General features: G+C 37.3%; 9 protein-coding genes. 7 read left to right on the top strand and 2 right to left on the bottom strand.

Annotated features, from left to right (window positions below; genetic code table 11):
* The first annotated feature begins 162 nt into the window (after positions 1 to 162).
* Both ACECE_RS0216700 and ACECE_RS0216695 read left to right on the top strand, forming a co-directional pair.
* Positions 163 to 717, top strand: coding sequence for an RNA polymerase sigma factor (locus ACECE_RS0216700; RefSeq protein ID WP_010249315.1), 555 nt, complete (start codon positions 163 to 165; stop codon positions 715 to 717).
* 1 nt (position 718) lies between these two features.
* A complete protein-coding gene (locus tag ACECE_RS0216695) occupies positions 719 to 2,680 on the top strand; it encodes an anti-sigma factor family protein (protein WP_010249314.1) in 1,962 nt (653 codons plus the stop codon).
* A gap of 57 nt (positions 2,681 to 2,737) precedes the next feature.
* Here ACECE_RS0216695 and ACECE_RS0216690 read toward each other — a convergent pair whose 3' ends face one another.
* Positions 2,738 to 4,006: a C45 family autoproteolytic acyltransferase/hydolase gene (locus tag ACECE_RS0216690; RefSeq protein ID WP_010249313.1), complete on the bottom strand. Its 1,269-nt coding sequence runs from the start codon at positions 4,004 to 4,006 to the stop codon at positions 2,738 to 2,740.
* A 244-nt stretch (positions 4,007 to 4,250) separates the two neighbouring features.
* On the opposite strand from ACECE_RS0216690, the gene ACECE_RS0216685 reads away from it, so the two are divergent.
* Genes ACECE_RS0216685 through ACECE_RS0216670 form a run of 4 tightly spaced genes read left to right on the top strand, consistent with a single transcriptional unit; the run spans position 4,251 to position 10,148 of the window.
* Positions 4,251 to 4,844 (top strand): hypothetical protein, encoded by a 594-nt coding sequence (locus tag ACECE_RS0216685; protein WP_010249312.1) that lies wholly within the window; start codon positions 4,251 to 4,253, stop codon positions 4,842 to 4,844.
* Positions 4,841 to 6,118: an FAD-dependent oxidoreductase gene (locus ACECE_RS0216680; protein ID WP_010249311.1), complete on the top strand. Its 1,278-nt coding sequence runs from the start codon at positions 4,841 to 4,843 to the stop codon at positions 6,116 to 6,118. The genes ACECE_RS0216685 and ACECE_RS0216680 overlap by 4 nt, the downstream gene beginning before the upstream one ends.
* Positions 6,115 to 7,422, top strand: coding sequence for a polysaccharide pyruvyl transferase family protein (locus ACECE_RS0216675; RefSeq protein ID WP_010249303.1), 1,308 nt, complete (start codon positions 6,115 to 6,117; stop codon positions 7,420 to 7,422). The genes ACECE_RS0216680 and ACECE_RS0216675 overlap by 4 nt, the downstream gene beginning before the upstream one ends.
* The gene (locus ACECE_RS0216670) at positions 7,419 to 10,148 is read left to right on the top strand and encodes an SDR family oxidoreductase (protein WP_010249302.1); all 2,730 of its coding nucleotides are present in this window, start codon (positions 7,419 to 7,421) and stop codon (positions 10,146 to 10,148) included. Before ACECE_RS0216675 ends, ACECE_RS0216670 begins: the two co-directional genes overlap by 4 nt.
* 109 nt (positions 10,149 to 10,257) lie before the next feature.
* On the opposite strand, the gene ACECE_RS0216665 is transcribed toward ACECE_RS0216670, so the two are convergent.
* The gene (locus ACECE_RS0216665) at positions 10,258 to 18,666 is read right to left on the bottom strand and encodes a cellulose binding domain-containing protein (protein WP_010249301.1); all 8,409 of its coding nucleotides are present in this window, start codon (positions 18,664 to 18,666) and stop codon (positions 10,258 to 10,260) included.
* Positions 18,667 to 18,830: 164 nt separating this feature from the next.
* Here ACECE_RS0216665 and ACECE_RS27855 point away from each other — a divergent pair, with 164 nt between their 5' ends.
* Positions 18,831 to 19,370 (top strand): ISNCY family transposase, encoded by a 540-nt coding sequence (locus ACECE_RS27855; protein ID WP_010249300.1) that lies wholly within the window; start codon positions 18,831 to 18,833, stop codon positions 19,368 to 19,370.
* Positions 19,371 to 19,414 lie beyond the last annotated feature (44 nt).

Raw genomic sequence — 19,414 nt, 5'->3', positions numbered from 1 at the left:
TAACTTTACTGTTCGTTATCTATACCTATAAAATAATTTTTTTAGAAAACCGTTATGTTTCTGCCAAATTATTGTATTAATTATTAGAGAGATACAAAAAGACTCTTTAAGCAATTGCTTTTTAGGCCTAACAAAAAAATTTAACAGGGGTGAGTGTTCTTATTGGATACAGAACAATTATTAATAAATAATACCTTGAAGGGTGATATGGATTCTTATTCGAATCTGGTTTTAAAGTACAAGGACCGCATATTTGCATTTCTCCTTAAAATGACCCTTTCAAAGGAGGATGCTGAAGAGCTTTTACAGGAAGTATTTATAAGCGTCTATAAAAACCTTTATTTGTATAACAGCAACTGGAGCTTTTCTACATGGATATACAAAATCGCTGCTAACGCTTTTAATAACTTTTATAAGAAAAATAAACGCAATCGGAATTTTGACAATATTAATGCACTCGACCAACTATCCTGCAGCTTTGAAGATTATCCTGATATTATTTATGAGAAAAAGGAGCATTATGCTAAGGTTGTAAAACTGATAAACAACTTAAAACCTGATCAAAAAATCGCGCTTGTATTAAAACACGTGAAAGGTTTTTCGTATAGTGAAATCGGTAAGATCCTTAATATATCTCCTCAAGCAGCACAGATGAAAGTTCAAAGGGCAAAGGAAAGTATTTGCCATCAATTTAAGAAGATGGAGAGGAGTTCTTAAAATGAAATGTAAATATAATTTTGAAGATATTATAAAATACACTGATAATACGATGTCTGAAGAAGAAAAAAAAGGCTTGGAAAATCATATTAATTCCTGTGAGGTTTGTCGGAATACATACACTGCTCTGATGTTTACAGATAAGTTCTCCAATAGCGAAGCTTATGCAGATAAGAATTTTCACAAGGATATTATAAACAATCTGGATAAAGAGAGGTATTCAAAAAACAATCTGGTACTATTCAAATTCCGCAAAGCAATTAAGCCTGCTATTTCAATAGCGGCATGTCTGGCAATCATTTTTACTTCCTTTATGTTTAGAAAGCAGCTATTCCAATTTGTAAACAACACTTATTCAGCTGTCGTCAATAAGACGGAAAATCATGATACCCATGAAGGTCAGAATTATCCCACAATACTTTATTATTCCCAATTAGGAATATGTACGCCCACAATCACTGCTGTCACAGTACCATGCAGCGGAAAGACTGGTCCCGGGTCACAATTTGAAGATGTTATTAATTTGGAATATGGAAAGCTTATATGGGTATTAGATAGCGCTGAAAAGGATACCAACTGGTGCCGTGCCAAATTAATGCCTGACGATTCAAATACCGAGTTTTGGATTAACATCGAAAATATTGACCTAAATGCCAGGTTCACATTTTCTCTTGATAACCTTGGACTCAGCATATCAGAAGCATCTACATTTGATTATGTCATTTCAAATGAAACTGAGGAAAATGATGTTCAACTGAAAATGCTGCCAGATTCAAGCAGCGACTCTGTTGCTGATGTAAAGAATGGCGACCTTATACGTGTTATTAGACTAGATTCCAAATGGAGCCTTGTAAAAAAATTAACGGATACCGAAAAAGATTTTACTTGCTATACAGGTTGGATAAACAACGATAATTACAAGCTCTGTAAAAAAGGTACTTCTACAAATCAAGGGTTTATTCAGAAGAATACTAAAGTTTATGAAAGAGCGGATCAAAACTCTCCTGTTTCAAAGTCTTTCCAAGCTACAGCTTTAATGGTTCCTGTGGTTATTGAGTCTGTAAACGGAGAATGGACTAAAATCTCAAACGGATATAATGAATTTATAGGCAAATGTGTTACAAAGGCAGATTCTAATGAAGCATATAAATACCAATACCCTATCAGTGGTTGGGTAAAATCAAACGAACTGATAACCTCTTTCGATGGCATTAACCTTGATGCTTTAATAAACCCTGAAATTGACAAAGTCGATTTTGCTGATAAAATCAGAAAAGAAATACTGAACTCAACCGAAATAAAGTTAAATGCTAACGATATTGAGAAAAGCATTATACTTAGCCAATCTCAGAAAGAATCAGTTGCCCAAAGTCTTACATCCATTGATGACCTTGAGTTTTATGAGGGAGGCATCCAATTTGAAAGGGAAGCTATATATCCATTCTACTCTCTTGAATGGAAGATGGATTCAGCATCCGGACAGAGTAATTACCGGTTTGTTGTTGCAGGAGAAGACAAACTTGCTATCGTTATTCCTCCTGAAAGGTATAACTACTATGCTTACCTTAATTACGAGCGTGTACCTGTAAGATTTATAAAGGTTAGCAAAGGTTTTGTTGAATATATTAAATCTCTGATTCCAACACCTGCTAACGATAATAAAAATAATATAAATTATCTTTTCAATGCGCAAAAAGTTGTTTTTGGAAACGAGTCAGGTACCGGTCCTCAGGTTGGAAAATGTGTAAGAGCTATAAAAAGCTACATGGGAAGCGAAATCGATTCTAATAAAATGGTCAAACGCAATTTAGGTGAAATATCGTACTTTGATTTTATATTGGCTGATTCAAGTACACTTAGAGTAGAAATTTATGAAAACTATATATACTTTAACAATAAATGGTATTCAGTTAAGGGTAATCCCCAAAATATAGCACTTGACTTGGTTACAGGAAGTTTCTAAGTCCAGCATTTATAAAAATCAGCTACCCCTAAAGGGGTAGCTGATTTTTTGTTTAGACTATATACCTGTTCTAATTGTTTCAAATGTAGGTACTTCAGGTAAATCCCCTGATATGGGCCTGAAAAACACTTCAAGATGCATCTTATCCGGAATAAATATAATTATTTGCTGTGTTCTATCATTATAAAGGTTACCTTCATTCATTGGACCAGGATTGGTACCTTTATGAAATGTAGCTACTTCCTTTAATTCCGAAAGTGTAACTTTAGAACCCTTAGATAAAAGTTGAGATTTCATTGAATCCCACCTTGTAACGTTAAATATATTCCCAGTATAATTATCAAAATTCCCGTTTATCATAAAAGAATTTACAGTTCCGACACTATCACTTATCCCCCAGTTAACTCCATCATTTAAAACAGAATCTGCTGTTCGGACCTCTCTTAAACAATTACTTCCTGTACTAATGTTATTTTCTAAAACGGCACTAGTTTTACTATCTGATAGGAAAACCAGGTGACTGAAAGTATAATTTCTATCACTTGATTTCAAGTAATCTGCAACCTGATCCAACTTTTTATAGTTCTCCAATGCATACCTTATATCGAATACATACGATGATCTTGAATCGGATGAATAAGGCATACCTGTTTTTGAATCTAGGATCGCTGCAAATACCTTATTGTCATTTAATCCTGTAATAACACCCATAAATCCAACGTATCCAATTGTGCAAATTGATTTCCTGCCATTTTTTATAGTAAGAACAGCTTGAAGCTTAGCGATTTGGTTTTGTGAACCAGCATACCAATCAAGAATTCTAGCAGACATGGTTTTATTAATTTCTGAACGTTTTCCATACACAGAAAGTGCTGAGCACTGAGTTCCTCTGGCAATATCCGGGAATAAATTAAAAATAAAGCATTCGTCAACTGAAAGTTTATTGTCTCCTATGACATTCTCTGTTCCTCCGGAAAACCCTGATGCCAGACCTTCAATTTCATCAATATATTCCTGTTTAATCTGCGGTTTGATATCTTCAACTCTCGACAAAAACTCGTTATAAACTGCTTCATTACCTGTTACCTCAGCAATATAGGAATCACATAAAGCTTCGTATTCAGGAACCGACTCAATTATTTCCTTACCGTATTCTGCACCCATTTGATAATGAGATAAACCAGTTGTATAATCGAGAACCACCTCATAATGAGTATCCTTGCCAATCATTTTAACAGGTTTACAAGCTTTTGCCATTGATGTTGAAGGTATAATAAATGTTGAAATCACTATACACATCAGTACTGCTAAAATTTTCTTTCTCATTTTACATTATTCCCCCTAATTTGATTTTTTAGTTTATAATATCACAAAATTATTATTGTGTAAATATAAGGTAATTAAAGTCAAACATACGATTTTATCAATATAGAGAAAATATTGTTACAAGCTTGCAAAACATAAGGTTCACCTAATCAACCACATAAGAAACGAAAGTGTTATTATAAGAAAATTTTTACAGACTTTTTTGGCAGTACTACGTATCTAATTATGTGAAGGTTGAAAGTTAATGAAGGGTAATTGGAAAATGAAAGATGCCATAATAAGTTGGAAAAAAAGAAGTTTGATGATGCTTTTGAAAATAATAAAGCTCTACATACCTGGATTTATTAAGAAGAAAAAAATGCTTGAATTATTCCGTTTAACTGCTGATGCTTTTCAATGTGAACCGCCGGATTTACGGCGACTTACTTTTGCAAGGATTCTGTCAGAATACGCATTATTTACGAAGGTTCAGGCTGAGGGTTATTTTCAGAGTAGCCTCCCTCTTGATGAATTAAAACAGCGATTATATAAAAACTCCTATACTTATGGCCAGAACCTTAAGAAAAGTTTTCATATTGCATCCCGGGAAGAGGCAGTTGCAATGCTTGAGGTCATTTATAAGCTTATTGAGATAGATTTTAAATATGAGCAGGATAAATTTATAATAAAGCGGTGCTTTTTCAGTAAATATTATTCCAAAGAAGCTTGCAAGCTTCTTTCTTCGTTAGATAATGGGCTGGCAGCAGGCCTTTTAGGCGGAAGGCTGCGTTTTTATCAAAGGATACCTGAAGGCTGCAGTTGCTGCAAAGGTTATTTAAAGGGAGGGTTTTTGAAATGAAAAAGGTAATAATAGTTGGTAGCGGAGCTGGTGGAGCAGCTGTTGCCAAGAAGTTACAGGGAAAGTTTCATGTGACTGTTCTGGAATCAGGTAGCTATTTTAAGCCTTTCTCTTTTAATTTATCCGCCTTTGAAAAGCTTAAAAAGACAGGACTGTTTTTCGATGAAAGAGAAATACAACTGCTGTTCCCATCAATGAAAATCCGTAAAACCGAAGAAAGAATGGTCATGGTCAATGGGATTGGTCTGGGCGGAACCACTACCCTTTCTGCCGGAAATGCACTTCGCATAGACAAAGGATTTAAGGAGCTTGGAATTAATTTGGACGATGAGTTTGAAGAGCTTTACAGAGAAATTCCCATTACATACGATCATCAGAATAAATGGCGGGATGCAACAAGAAAATTATTTGAAATATGCAGGCAAATGGACTTGAATCCGAAGCCTATACCGAAGTTTGGAGATTACAAAGGTTGCACCAATTGCGGAAGATGTGTTCTGGGCTGTCAGTTCGGTGTTAAATGGGACAGTCGCCAATTTCTAAAAGCTGCACAGGATCTGGGCGCAGAAATTGTCACAGGTTGCAAAGTTTCCAAAGTTGCTTTAGAAAAAGGCCTGGTTAGCGGAGTACATACACAAAAAGGTTTCTATGCTGCTGATATTGTTATACTTGCGGCAGGCGGTTTTTCAACCCCAGTAATCCTTCGGAATTCAGGAATTAAGTGTGAAAACAAGCTGTTTGTCGACCCTGTTCTCTGCGTAGCTGCCGAATCTAAGGGAAGCTTTATGAACAAAGAGCTTTCCATGCCCTTTGCTGTACAGAAGGAACATTATATCCTATCGCCATATTTTGATTTTCTAAGCTTTTTCTTTAATAAAAACTGGCGGCACCCTGCTGCCGATATACTGACACTTATGGTTAAGCTTGGAGACTCAAGTAATGGATGTACTGATAACAATCGTATAAGAAAAACACTTACAGAGGTTGATAAGGAAAGATTACAGGATGGAGTGGACATTTGCAGGGAGATCTTTTCAAGATACGGTATCAAAAAAGAGAATACTTTCCTCGGAACAATTAATGCAGGACATCCTGGAGGTATGCTGCCACTTACAATTAAGGAATCAGAAACCTTTCACAATTCAAGGCTTCCTGAAAACCTGTATATTGCAGATGCGACCCTGTTCCCCCAATCTTTAGGAAATCCGCCCATACTTACCATCATGGCTGTGGCAGGTAGAGTAGGTAAAATAATAATGGAGAGATTTATATGATAGTAGAAAAAACAAAACCAATAATTGAAAACAAACCAAATATACATAAGGTGCTTTTGATGGGTTATAACGGTGCCAATAATACCGGTTCGGAAGCACGTCTTTTAACCATCATTGAAGATGTTCGTAAAGTATTAGGAGAGGATATCGAAATTACTATTCCAACAATGTTCAGTGACAATCTTCGCCGGTATATCAAGGAAGGTCCAAAACTAAAAATTGCAGAATATCCGCCAGTATATTTTTTAACCTTACGCAGATTGGTTCGGGAACACGATCTGATCCTACTTACTGAAGGCAGCTGCTATATGGATACATGGAGCTTTTATTTGCTTTGGGCCTTTTTATGGGTGTCCTGGTGCGGCTTTAAAAACAGTATACCTGTTGTTGCTTATGCCGTTGATTCCGGAAGTCTATCCGCACTAAACAGAATGCTGGTGCAAAAAGTAGCATCTAAAACAGATTTAATCATTACCCGTACCCAAGCCTCAGCAGATCGTCTCAAAGCCGGGAAAATAAGTGCTCCTATTGCAGTAACTGCGGATTGTGCATTTGATTTTCACACCGATCCTGACGACAATGACTTATTGAAAAGAATATGGCCTAAGGCAGCTTCGGGCACTATAGGGATTGCAGCAGTAGATTTTTATCTCTGGCCTGTGGTATTCCGTCTCTGGGGACGGCGTAAAAACTGTTACCGCTGGCCTTTCTATTACTCTGATTCCCGTGAACGTCGCGTTGCCCGCGAAACCATGGCAGAGAACTACGCCCGTTTCGCAGATCGAACTATCGAAAAACATGGGCGGCCCATTACCTTTATTTGCATGGAAGAGCTGGACGAATCTTTTGCAAGGCTAATTCAATCATCAATGCGTCACAAAGATGAAACCAGGATTTTTTCATCCCGGGAGTATAATGCATCCCAGATAACAGCAATACTAAGGAGTCTTGATCTGTTGATTACCTCCCGCTATCATGCAGGAGTGCTTTCTCTGGATGCTGCTGTGCCTCAAGTAGCCATGGGCCATGATCAACGCTTACGTGATCTTTACCGGGATCTAGGAATCTATGACCAGTATTTTTTGGAGCACTCATCGCCACAACTCTTTCAATTGCTAGATGAGCGAGTTGAATCTTTATTGCAAAATCCTGCCTGCCAACAGATAATCCTCCGTAAAAACAGTCAAATACAACAAATGCGTTCTAAATATAACATAGATCTCCTTGCAGAATTTATAACCCAGACTGCATGGATAAGAACTAAAGCGAAACGGAACCCCCAGCCCAAGGAGGTGATTTCGTGAATGGTGCAATCTTAATTACTGGAGCTACCGGTTTTTTGGGAACGCAAGTTACACGATTGATCCTTGAACAGACTGAACTTCCCGTAATTGTTCTGGTTCGGGGCCAGAATTTAATTTCTGTTAAACATAGGCTGGAAAGAATCTGGTGGGATTGGCCCAATCTGGTCCATGAAATTGATAACCGTATTAAGGTATTAAACGGTGACTTAAGCCTTCCCAAATTGGGTCTGATTGATTCATCCTATAACGAACTAATTTCATCTGTTTGCTACATAATCCATCTTGCTGCAGATATACGGCTTAATGAGCCGCTTGACAGACTTCGCAAAACGAATGTTGATAGCATTCAAAATATATTGGATCTTGCCTATGCGGTTCATCAGCATCATGGATTAGTCAGGTTCTCCCACGTTTCCACCGCCTATGTAGCCGGAAGACGAAAAGGAAGGATTTCAGAGGATGCCTTGACCAACTGTTATGGATTCTCCAACAATTATGAGCAAAGTAAATTTGAAGCTGAGTCTTATGTAATGGCAGCAGGAAAAGAACTGCCTATATCTGTTTTCCGTCCCGGAATGGTTATTGGTGATTCGAAAAACGGAGCCATAAAAACATTTAACACTATATATTTTCCGCTTCGTTTATATTTAACCGGAAAATTGAAGTTCTTCCCTGTCAACCCATCATTGAAAATAAATATGGTTCCTTGTGATTATGTATCTGAAGCCATCGTCAAATTAACCTTCGATCCAAAAGCACAAGGACTAAGCTTTCATTTAACTCTGCCCAATGAATCACTTCCTACCGTAAAAGAAATGATTAATTTCACCAGAAATTGGGCTAAGGAAAATCTTCATCTTAAGCTTCCAACACCAATTTTTCTGCCGTTCCCTGTTAGCCGATTTCAGTGGATTGGTCGATTCCTTCCACGAAAGAATGTTATTCATTCACTGCTTTCTTTAGCTCCTTACTTTGAAGAAGACCGTATTTATGAGCGTGATAATATTGATAGACTGCTCGGAGCTTACAAGGAAAATTGGCAAAATTTCTTCCCGCAAATCCTAAAATTTGCTGTGCAACATGGATTTATGCACCGTTCAGAGCGGACGGTACATGAGCAGGCTCTTTTCCGTCTATCCGGTAAAAGCCGTCCGGTAAGATTTCATGATGTAACCTCAGATAAAATAATTTCACGTGACCCTGGTGAGATCAGTTATGAAATCGGAAGGGCTGTCTCTTCAATTAAGCAGATGGGAATTCATCCGTGTGACCGGATTGCCATTATAGGATTTAACAGTACATGCTATTTCGTAATTGATGTCGCTATCGGATTAAGCGGCGCTGTCAGCGTACCTTTATATTACAGCAGTCCTGTCAGAGAACTGACGGACATCATTGATACCTCCGGCAGCAGGTTGCTGTTTGTAGGTGTGCCGGAAATTCTGGAGAAATTGGTCGGCACCAGTTTAAAAATACCGGTGGTTTCTTTTTGCCGTGAAAATCCAAAATGCGTTTTACCTGAAAACTTCATGAGTTGGCAGAACTTTTTAATGCTCTGGGACGGTTGTGAAGCCTCTATGAAATCACCTGCAGGATTTGGTGATATAGCCACTCTCCGCTATACCTCCGGAACAACGGGTCGCCCTAAAGGAGCTGCTTTCAATCACGCCAGCCTGAGTTGGATGGCAGAAACAATCGCCTCTTTACCTCCCTGGAAAGCCAGGACTCAAAAGGTATTTTACCTGTCTTTCCTTCCTATGAACCATGTGGTAGAAGGAATTCTTACTTCATATGCCCTTTTTTATGCCCCGGCACCTGTGGATGTATATTATCTGGAAAACTTCCATGATCTTCAGAAAATGCTTCCCAAAATCCGGCCGACTATCTTTTTTTCAGTTCCCAGATTCTATGAAAAGATTTGGGAACAAGGTGCAAAAAGTTTTATTGGTCGCATATATTTAAGAAGCAGGAACAGTTTTATAAAAAAGTTATTTGCAATTATTCTCCGTGTGGTTGTGAAGAAGATAGCAGGTATTGACCGTTGCGCTCAATTAATCGTTGGTTCTGCACCGGCAAGTATCGGACTATTGGAAAATTTCAGATCAATAGGAATAGATATTCATAATGCTTATGGTCTGACGGAAGCACCCCTCATCACCTTAAACCGTTATATGGCTAATAGAACAGATACTGTAGGTGAAACTCTTCCGGATACAAGTATCCGTATTGCCGATGATGGAGAAATATTGGTCAATGGTCCCCAGGTTATGAAAGATTACTTTCAAGACAAGGATGAATCGCCATTAGAGGAAGGTTGGCTGCATACAGGGGATCTTGGCTTTTTGACTGATAACAATTATCTTGTGATCTCCGGTCGAAAAAAAGAAATAGTAATTAATTCTTACGGTAAGAATATCAACCCTGTAAAAATTGAATTAATGCTCAGAGAAGCCACTGGAATCAATAATGTTATGGTATATAGTGATAAAAAGCCATATTGCACAGCACTTCTCTGGGGTTGTGCGGCTGATCCGACAGCAATTGAAAGCGCTATACAAAAAGTAAACCTGCAGCTCTCACACCCGGAACAAGTAAAAAAATGGGCTATCCTGACTGATAACCTATCAATTGAAGGCGGTGATCTCACCGCAAACCTGAAAATGAAACGATCGGCCATAACTTTAAAATATGCAGGGATAATTGAGTCTTTATATGTAAAGGAGTAAATATTAATCTGAATTAGCTCTTTTTACTCAATTCGAAAAAATATATAAGAAAGGGGAACCCGAAGGTTCCCCAGATAAAATACTTATATCTTCCCCAAATAACTTTTGGTTAGTCTCTGACAATAGGTTCGGTTCCCCAAATAAGATCATTACCAACATATCCGCTGATATTGCTGTTTTGTGTCCATATATAAGCGGATGGCATAAAGGAATGGTCATTTGTCTGGGTATAAGTCATATAATCGGAAGTATTAACTCCGGATTTTATAACTACTGTACTTCCAGGCGCAAGAATTCCTGCATCAGGTCCAAAGCTGTATTCAATATAGTAATTTGTACCCGAAGGCATCATTGATGTTTTCTGGAATCTTGTACTTACATTATTATTTCCGCAACTTGCCCAGAATATTGTACAAGTCTGAGGTTTAGTTGTTTCGTTGGTGTAGTGGTAACGCACTTTAACATCTGAAAGGTTGATTGAGTCAGTTCCAGTATTCATTATGGTAATAGCCGGTTTAATCATGTTGGCTTGTGGAGAACTGTCTTCAGATAGATATTGTACACTTATTGAAGGAGCAGCAGGTTTTTCAATTATTGACATATCAGGTCCCTGTCCCCACATTGTCTTATATCCCAACGCAACAACAATTTTTGGATTTTCCTTAAGAGTATTCTCATTAATGAAGCTGTGGTCGTCTGCCTGACTGTAATATGAATAATCACTTGTATGAATACCTACTTTTACAGTAACCTTTTCATTAGGCTTTAACATTGTCACATTATCGTTAAATCCTATTTCAAGATAATATTTCTTTGCTACCGACGTACTGTCATAAAGAACAAAGTTTGTTGTGGTCTTGTCATTACCTGCACTTGAGTAGTACATATCAGCAATCGGAGCTTTTCCAGTTTCATCTGTGAAGAAATATCTGATCTTAATGCTTGATAGAGGTATATTTACACTGCCTGTATTCGTCACTTCAATTAACGGCTGTATAATATTTACCGTATCAGCAATAGAGTCATTACTGCTGCTTACTTTTAATTTTCTAAGATCATCAATTATAATACTTCTTTTTACATAAACTTTTTTGTCATCATTTGAATTGGTTGTTCTTAAAACAAATTTCAATTCATGTACTCCAATGCTTAGGGATTGGGTGTCTAATATAAACTGGAAGCCCGGATTTGTACCTGCAAGTTCGGGATGTCCTGTAATATCAGATCTTGGAATACTGACAGAAGCACACCCCAAATATTTACCATCCCTGTATATTTCAACTTTATCAGCTGAATTGTTTTGTGCCCAGGCCCAACCATCTATTGTGATTTTACCCGAAACAATTTGATTGTTATCAAGGTTATCAATATTAAGCTGGGGAACATTTGAGTTTATTGAGTACCTTGCAATAGGAACCTCTCTGGCAGCTATCTGTCCGACAATGTCCAGAGTATGTTGTCCATATGGCAAGTCTTCGGGATTCACCTCGTAATTATAAGTGGCAGTATTAAGGTTATATTCAACATCGCTTGCATAGTATCCGTCTACCAATGCAACCATATTTGTATAATCCCTGTCAGGCATAAACCGTCCGGCAATTATATGATTGGCACCGGCATCTATTATTTCCTTATCTTCAACTACCGTTTCGAATTTTAAAGGAATCAGGTTTTCAGAAGGTATAACTTCTTTTGCTTTCAAGCTGCTTTCCCAATAAAGCTTTACATCTTTTGTCGTATCACGACATGTAATTTTTATGGTATATTCCTTGCCAGCTTCCATATAGACTGTTCCATAAGTTGCATCATAGTTGTCTTCAAGCATAAGGCATGTTCCATCGACCCAAATGGATACTTTTTTACCGGTTTTTGACATTTTATAGATTCCTTCTTCCGATGCTTTGATGGTACCTTCCCAGCGAACTGAACCATGATCTTTAAACCAGCTGTTTTCAGAAAGCGACAGGTCAAAATCAATTTTTGAGTCTGTTTTAATCAGTTCGCACTCATGGAGGCAATCATCTGAATAATACTGGGCTGTGAGACCATTTGATTCATTGGCTGTATTATTAACCGGAGCAGGTGTACCGGTATTGGTACTTACCGGGTAAAGACACCCCGCCGGAACAACCTCCTTACTGAATTTATCACTTTCCCAGAACAGTGTAAGTTGGCTATAAGGCGATAAATTCAGTTCCCTAATTAAACATGCCGCCTTTATCTGATAGTACTGGTTTTCATCCAGTGCAATTGGGGTATTTGGGTCCACCCTCTGATTATTTATATACACTGCCATATCGGGATTATTGGAATAAAGCTTGTAGTCACCTGAAACCTTTGGTTTCAAATATCCAAACCAGTATGTATTAAGCATTACTTCATTGTTTTTGTCTATCTCATATAAATTATCAAATTGCTTCTTCGTAAAATCCAGGTCTATTTGAGTATCAATTCTAGCCATTTGTTTTTCAATAGGGAAAGAACTTGAATAGTAGTTATTGATTTTATAATATGCATTTAAACCGTTTTTCTCAGTCCCTGCTATTTTGTCATATATTAAGTTTGTTGTGTTTGCATTGCTATAAAATACTTCAAATTCTTTTATGCCTATTTGTGTGGCATCTCCCGGGTCTGTAATCAGAAGCCTTACATACCTTGCTTCAAATTCATTTGTTTTCATGTCTGATATGCTGCCGGTATTATTGGTTACGGTATCAATATCCTGCCAACGGTTCTGACCTTTTAGAATCGCCTGCAAAGTATAACCCCTTGCAACACCATTAGTGGAATCCTGTAATACCTTCCATTGGCTTAATTTATAGAAGTCCCCAAGGTCAACTGTGATCCATGAATTTTTTTCTTTTCCCTTTTCAGGGCTCCACATATCATCAGTTTCATTTTCAATGCCATTTACAGCCTTATCGGAAGTAAAACCTGAAGCTGTATCTGAAGTACTTGCCATTGTAGTTTTGCCTTCTGCAATGTTTATATTATATTTGGTCTTGCTAATACTTGAGTCGGTATAGGAGTCATAGTACAATTCAAGCTCGCTTAATCTAAAATCGTCATTATAGGTTTCATTATCAAAATAGACCATTATATACTGTGTTGAAAAATCAACAACAGATCGGTTAATTTCGGTACCAGTACTGTTTTTGACTTCATCAATCTGTATCCAGCTATCTGTCGGCTTTTTAGAGTATTGATGACTATTCAAGCAAGTGCTATCGTCAGTAACCATCAAAGAAATGCTATCAGCTGGAACAAGTTTGGATAATTTCCATCTGTTTATCCTGTATCTTGCCCCGAGATCCAAAATCAGCCAGGTCTTGCCCGCATCTCTATCGATTGACCATATTGTTGCAATCCCTTCTGTTATATTCTGATTTGCAACATCTCTGGATCCTAGTCTACTCCATGATTCCCTACTGTTGTAATAATATGTCTCAGGCAATGTTTGAATCACTCCACCTGAAGTTTTGAGAACATAATTATTAATTGGATATGTAATTCTTTTGTAATGACCACATTTAGTATATTTATAAGATATATTACGATAGCGGATATAACCTTTTTTAGGAGGATTGGATAAAATTTCCGGTGAGAAAGTTACTTTTCCATCAGGTATTTTATAAACATAGTGTATCCACTGACCCTTTTTAGCTATAGGGTAGTAAGCTTCAAAAGAGTTTTCAGTTCCAGCGCCCGATGCTATCTTGATGTCACCGGTAATATCTTGAAACGATGCATCAGGTGAAATATATGCATCGAATGCTACAGTATAATTTTCATCATTAAAAAAAACACCACCCAAGTGATCGGTTACAGGATCGATTGTAATCTGCGGATTACCTGCAAGATTGTCCCCAAAAGGAATCTGGTATGTATAGCTGTTTTTTATGATATCGTCGGCAGTATTGTCGATATTTGACGCCTCATCGTTAAAGAGACCAAGTTTGAATTCGACACCTTGGAAATAATCTACATAAGACCAATCATTATGTCTAGTTTTCTTAACCCTTATATATCTCGTTACGAAACTTTCAACAGACTTTTGGTAAATAGGACCTTCCCATTCACCCCTCCCTTGAGAAATGCTGTCAATAGTAATCCAATTAACTTTGTCGGGGCTTATTTCAATATCAAAACTGTATAATACATAGTTTTTATACGAAGGCACTTCTAATCCTCCTGTATTACTGCAGTTAATATTCCAACGATTAAACCAATAGTAGCCTCCAAGGTCTATAGTTTGATCCATTCTACCATTAACAAAAAGTGATTTTTGCTTTGAGATAGTTCCCTGATAGAAGTAAATTGGGCTACTTTCGTTGTTCATATAAATATAACCGTCAATTTTACCGTATTGGAAATTGGTACCTTCTACGTCTAAATCACTTATGGGATAACCAAGAATACTTTTTTCAGCTCCCATAGCTACCCAGGTTCTATAATCATGTATGTAATCAATAGCATAAGTTCCTATACCTGCTTTAGAGTATATTGCAACATTTTCAAAGCGGCAGTTCATGCCTACTCCATCTGAACAATACACTTGGTCACTAGATGGAAAACCATAGTACAGATACCTTGTTTTCCATTTTTTATATATATCGCCGTAAATCACCATCACGCCTGTACTGTCTGTCTCAAAAATAGCTCCATTTTCAAATTCTGAGTATCTCTTGCCCTCACCACCATATTGTTCGTCTCCAATTGGCATTCCGATAGGAATAATTTTCTTGTCAATAATCTCAGACCACTTCCTGGCTATTTCACCATGTATGGTATATGTTCTATCATCCTGATCCGAATAAAACACCACACCATTCTGATACTTCCTATATGCTCCTGTTGTAATATGCACATAGGAAGATTCCGGTTGTCCCAATTCCGGTATGCTCTTTGCCTTATCATCAATAGCCGCTTCTCGTTCTTTAGTATTTGTAATTACATAAACAGTATTGTTGATAGCTGTTATATATCCATTTTGAAAATTCTGAGTATATATACCATCATCAATAGGATAACCTAATTTGCTTTTTTCTCTTCCAAGCTCCTCCCATTTTTTAAGAATAGGAGAGTATCCAAATATATGAGCACCCAAGCCTGGATAGTAGTATATGGCGTTGGAATCCAATTCTACTACCATACCTTCACCATCATCACAATAATGTTGATTTTGTATTGGTAAGTACTTAATGCCTCTAAAATATTTCTCATATATCTCACCAAAAACAGCAGTGGGACCATATTGTTTGCCTTTATCCCAAAAAATGGCACCATACTGGGTAGGTACACTTGTAACATCTGTAAGCCGCCCATAATCTGATTCTTCAGCAACGGGAAGACCAAGCCCATCCTTTATCTTATCACCGAGCATTTTCCATGTAGAAGCCATTTGACCATTTAAACAAATAGCTGTACTGCTTCCATCTTCGTATGTAATGACATTGTCATCATAATAAGCCATAGCTCCGTTTTTAAGATGGGTAATTTGCGGTTCCAAACCTGCCAGCGAAGGAATTGTTTCCTGTTTATTCCTAATCATCTTCTCACGGTATGCTTGAAAATTAATCTCAACATTAATACTGGTATCAAGGAATATTTCATAGGATTTAACTGCTCCCACATCACTACCGCCCATTTTACCCTGAAAATCAAAACTATAGGTACCTGTTTCGAATGAATCTTCAAAGCTAAAATTGTCATTACTTACTGCCAGAGTAAAGTCTCTGATATTTCCTTTCTCATCCTTCGATGAAAGTGAGATTTCGTCACAGCCTTGTGCAAATCCGGATATTTCGTACTTCCCATCCTGCGGATTATAGTGTATACCTGTTATAATGATACCTTCTGATTTTTCTCCCGCACCATACCTAACTGTGCTTTCACTACCAGGTATGTTAATAGGAATTACTGAAACACTCCAGTCACCGGTAGTGCTTCCTGTAAAAATTATACTTTGTGAAGACATAGGTTCGTCAATTTTTTCGTATACTGTTCCATCCGGTCTTTTTATTTCGAGTCCATAAAGACCATCACTGCTGTCAACCCTAATATTGTATACTCTTCCAGCAACAACAGGAAGCTGAAAGGTTTTGGCAGCTTCGTTACTGGCTATTACAGCATCATTAACAGTCACATTGCTGTATCCGTCATCTTGCATTATTTGTGCAATATCGGAAGGTATTGTTCCTGGAATAATATCTCCAGTTCCGTTTTCAATTTGAAATGAAACCATTCCCTCAGCTATATGATTATACTTGGTTTCATCAATAGGCTCGTGAATATAAGCCCCAGTTTGGAGTCTGTTCAAACTGTCCTTAATATTTATATCTTCACTGGTTGCAGGTTTATCACCTCTGGCATCATAAGCTCTGACCTTTAACGTATAATTTCCAGTTTCAAAATCGGAGGGTTTTATCATATATTCAAACGGTGGTGCTGTACAGGTTTTTACAATTTTATCACCCGTACTGGTCGATACTATGAATTCAACACGACCAACTTTTATATTGTCTGTAACTTCGGCTTGAACAACAGTATCTGACGAAACCAAGGAATTTACAGGTTGTATGGATAATATTTTTGGAGGCTCATCATCAAACTCACATCCTCTTTGCGCAAATATTTTCCATGTTTCATACTCATGACCTTTTGCATATCCAAGCTCATACCACTTTTTAGCAAAAGTTACAATATTGAATCTTGGTCTTAAGCTATAATTACTTTTATTAAGTATCATGGTTGTGGCTATTTTGAAAAACCCTTCATTGACTCCATCGGATTTATCGGTATCCAGGGAATTGATATAATTCTCAAGTTCGCAAAACAATGCTACAATTGAGCCTTCCACATTTGTACCCCTTAGGTTTTTATCTGTGAAAGCTTCCAATCCCTGAATAGCTACATTTTGACCGGCTTCATTTTTTGCATTGACAGAAATATTATCAAAATCCATATTTACCAAAACATTGTTTAATTCAGGAGTTTCTACTTGATGAGAATAAGTATGCGTACCGTTTGCAACCAGAGCAAAATATTCTGCCCATCCTTCGGAATATGCAACTTCTGGGCTTGTTTTCTTTGTATATGTATGATTCACCAGTTCTTCATCCTTTTGATATGGTACTGTTGCGAAACGATCCATTAAAAAATGCCCATATTCGTGAACAATAGTAGTAGGCCCATAAGCAGATTTTATTTTTTGTGTATCCATATTAATTATTTTGACTTTTGGATCATAATTGCTGATTTCTATATCGTTTCTCAATTTGATACCAACATTCCCAATTTTATCTATATTTCTAGTATTCTTTATCCAGAACTCAGAAGCTCTTCTTGCGCCGGCTACAGAGTTAAAGGCACCGTTTGAATCCAATTCAATTTTACCAAAATCGATAGTTCCTGTTTGCAATTTCTTGCCTTGAGATGTGAATGTGACTAATTGTGAACCTGATGAAACATCATAAGCATCCGATATATAAGAAGGGTCAGATGCCTTAATCAGCAAATAAACCTCATCTCCACCATAATTTGTAATATTAAAATCATCGGGAAACTGCTTACTGATTGTAAAATTGCCATTTTCATCGGTTTTTCCATCTGCAACGGCCTGTGAGACTCCTTTCTGACAAATGTAAAAACTGAAGTTCTTTAGCGGAAGGTATTCGATTTTATTATCGACTGTTCCACCTTTGTAATAAAGGGAACCTTTTATTGTGTCAGGTCTTGGAAGAATTTTTATTTCATCAGGTGGATTTACTATTGGAGTAGGAACAATTATACTGGGATTGGACGGTACAACTGATGGTGATGGTTCCTCGGTGTTGGTACCAAGATAAAATGTATATCTGTAATAAGCTGTATCCTCAGTATCAGACATTGTCTGTGGACAAATCCACCTTGCACCTGGTGTAGCTATTTTTGACGGATCGGGAGACCTGTCGTTGGTAGATAATAGTGACGGAAAAATGTATTCAAACTGGTTTCCATCGCTACCCCTCAAGCGTTCATAAGGCTTGTGATTTTCCCATTTTGCATCACTGAATGACGGTTTCATCCAGTCTTGTTTATCAAAAATTGTTAACTCACCTGCTGATTTTGCTTTCCAGCTTTCATCAAAGTTATATGGCGAAGCTGTATATGCCTTCGTATTTGTTCCGGTTGCAAAACGGTAGTTTACAAAACCAGATGGTCCTGTAGTGACTTTTATCACCGATAAAAGGTATTTTGCCTCGGCAGAGTAATCTCCTCTTACCTTTATTGCAACAACGTTTTTACCTGTCTTGAAATCGGCCTGCTTAAGTTCCATTTTCGAGCTATCAAGACCTAAACCAAGGCTTACGAACTCTCCGTTTACATAAAGCTCGTAATCGCCTTTACATGAGATATCAACCGATCCGGACCAGTCAGTAAATGCCTGAGTTGCTGCAAAAGTATTGAGAGGCAAGCCACCCATCAATAATGCGAGTAAAACCAAAAAAGAGATCATTGAATTTCTTTTTTTACCCATTCTTCTTCCCCCTTATTAAATTATGTTATTTATTAGTTATTTGCGAAATGCTATAACGCTTGAATTTACTGCATTTCAAATTGATATTTTTATTGTTTTCCCCCTCCGCTTCTAGTAAAATATAGGTATCTAATCCAATTTTAAACAAGAGAAGGGGAAAACAAATGGTAAAACTTTATAAACAAATTTCTTTTGCTGACACATTCGAAGAATGTAAAGATGTTTTTCAAAATAATAAGCCAAAATTTCTTAAGCTACTCTCACAACATCTTGATTTATCTTCGCTTATACCACAGGATTTTTATTGGTCTTACCACAAAACTCTAGGGAGAGACCGTAAATATTCACTCTCTTCAATGCTTTCAGCATTAGTTCTGCAGAAAATTCTTGGCATTCCTACAGTTTCGCTACTCATTATTTTTCTTAATTTATGCCATGAAGCCCGTGAATTCTGTGGCCTTCCAGACGTCCCTCATAACTCTCAGTTTACACGGTTCAAACAAGATTTCGTTATTTACCTGGAAAACTTCTTTAACCACCTTGTAGATATTACAGAACCTATTTGCCAGGAAATTAACACTACTCTTGCATCCACTATCGCTTATGATACTTCAGGTATTGAAACCTTTGTAACTGAGAATAACCCAAAGTTCATAAATTCTATCATAAAAAAACTCAAAGGCTTTCTACAAGGACAAGCCTGATGTCGATGTATATAAAATGGCTTATAGCCTTATGCCTTCTTCAG

Source organism: Acetivibrio cellulolyticus CD2 (genome assembly GCF_000179595.2).
Taxonomy (GTDB): domain Bacteria; phylum Bacillota; class Clostridia; order Acetivibrionales; family Acetivibrionaceae; genus Acetivibrio; species Acetivibrio cellulolyticus.
The sequence above is the reverse complement of the archived record's forward strand: the minus strand, read 5'-3'. Positions and strand labels throughout refer to the sequence as shown.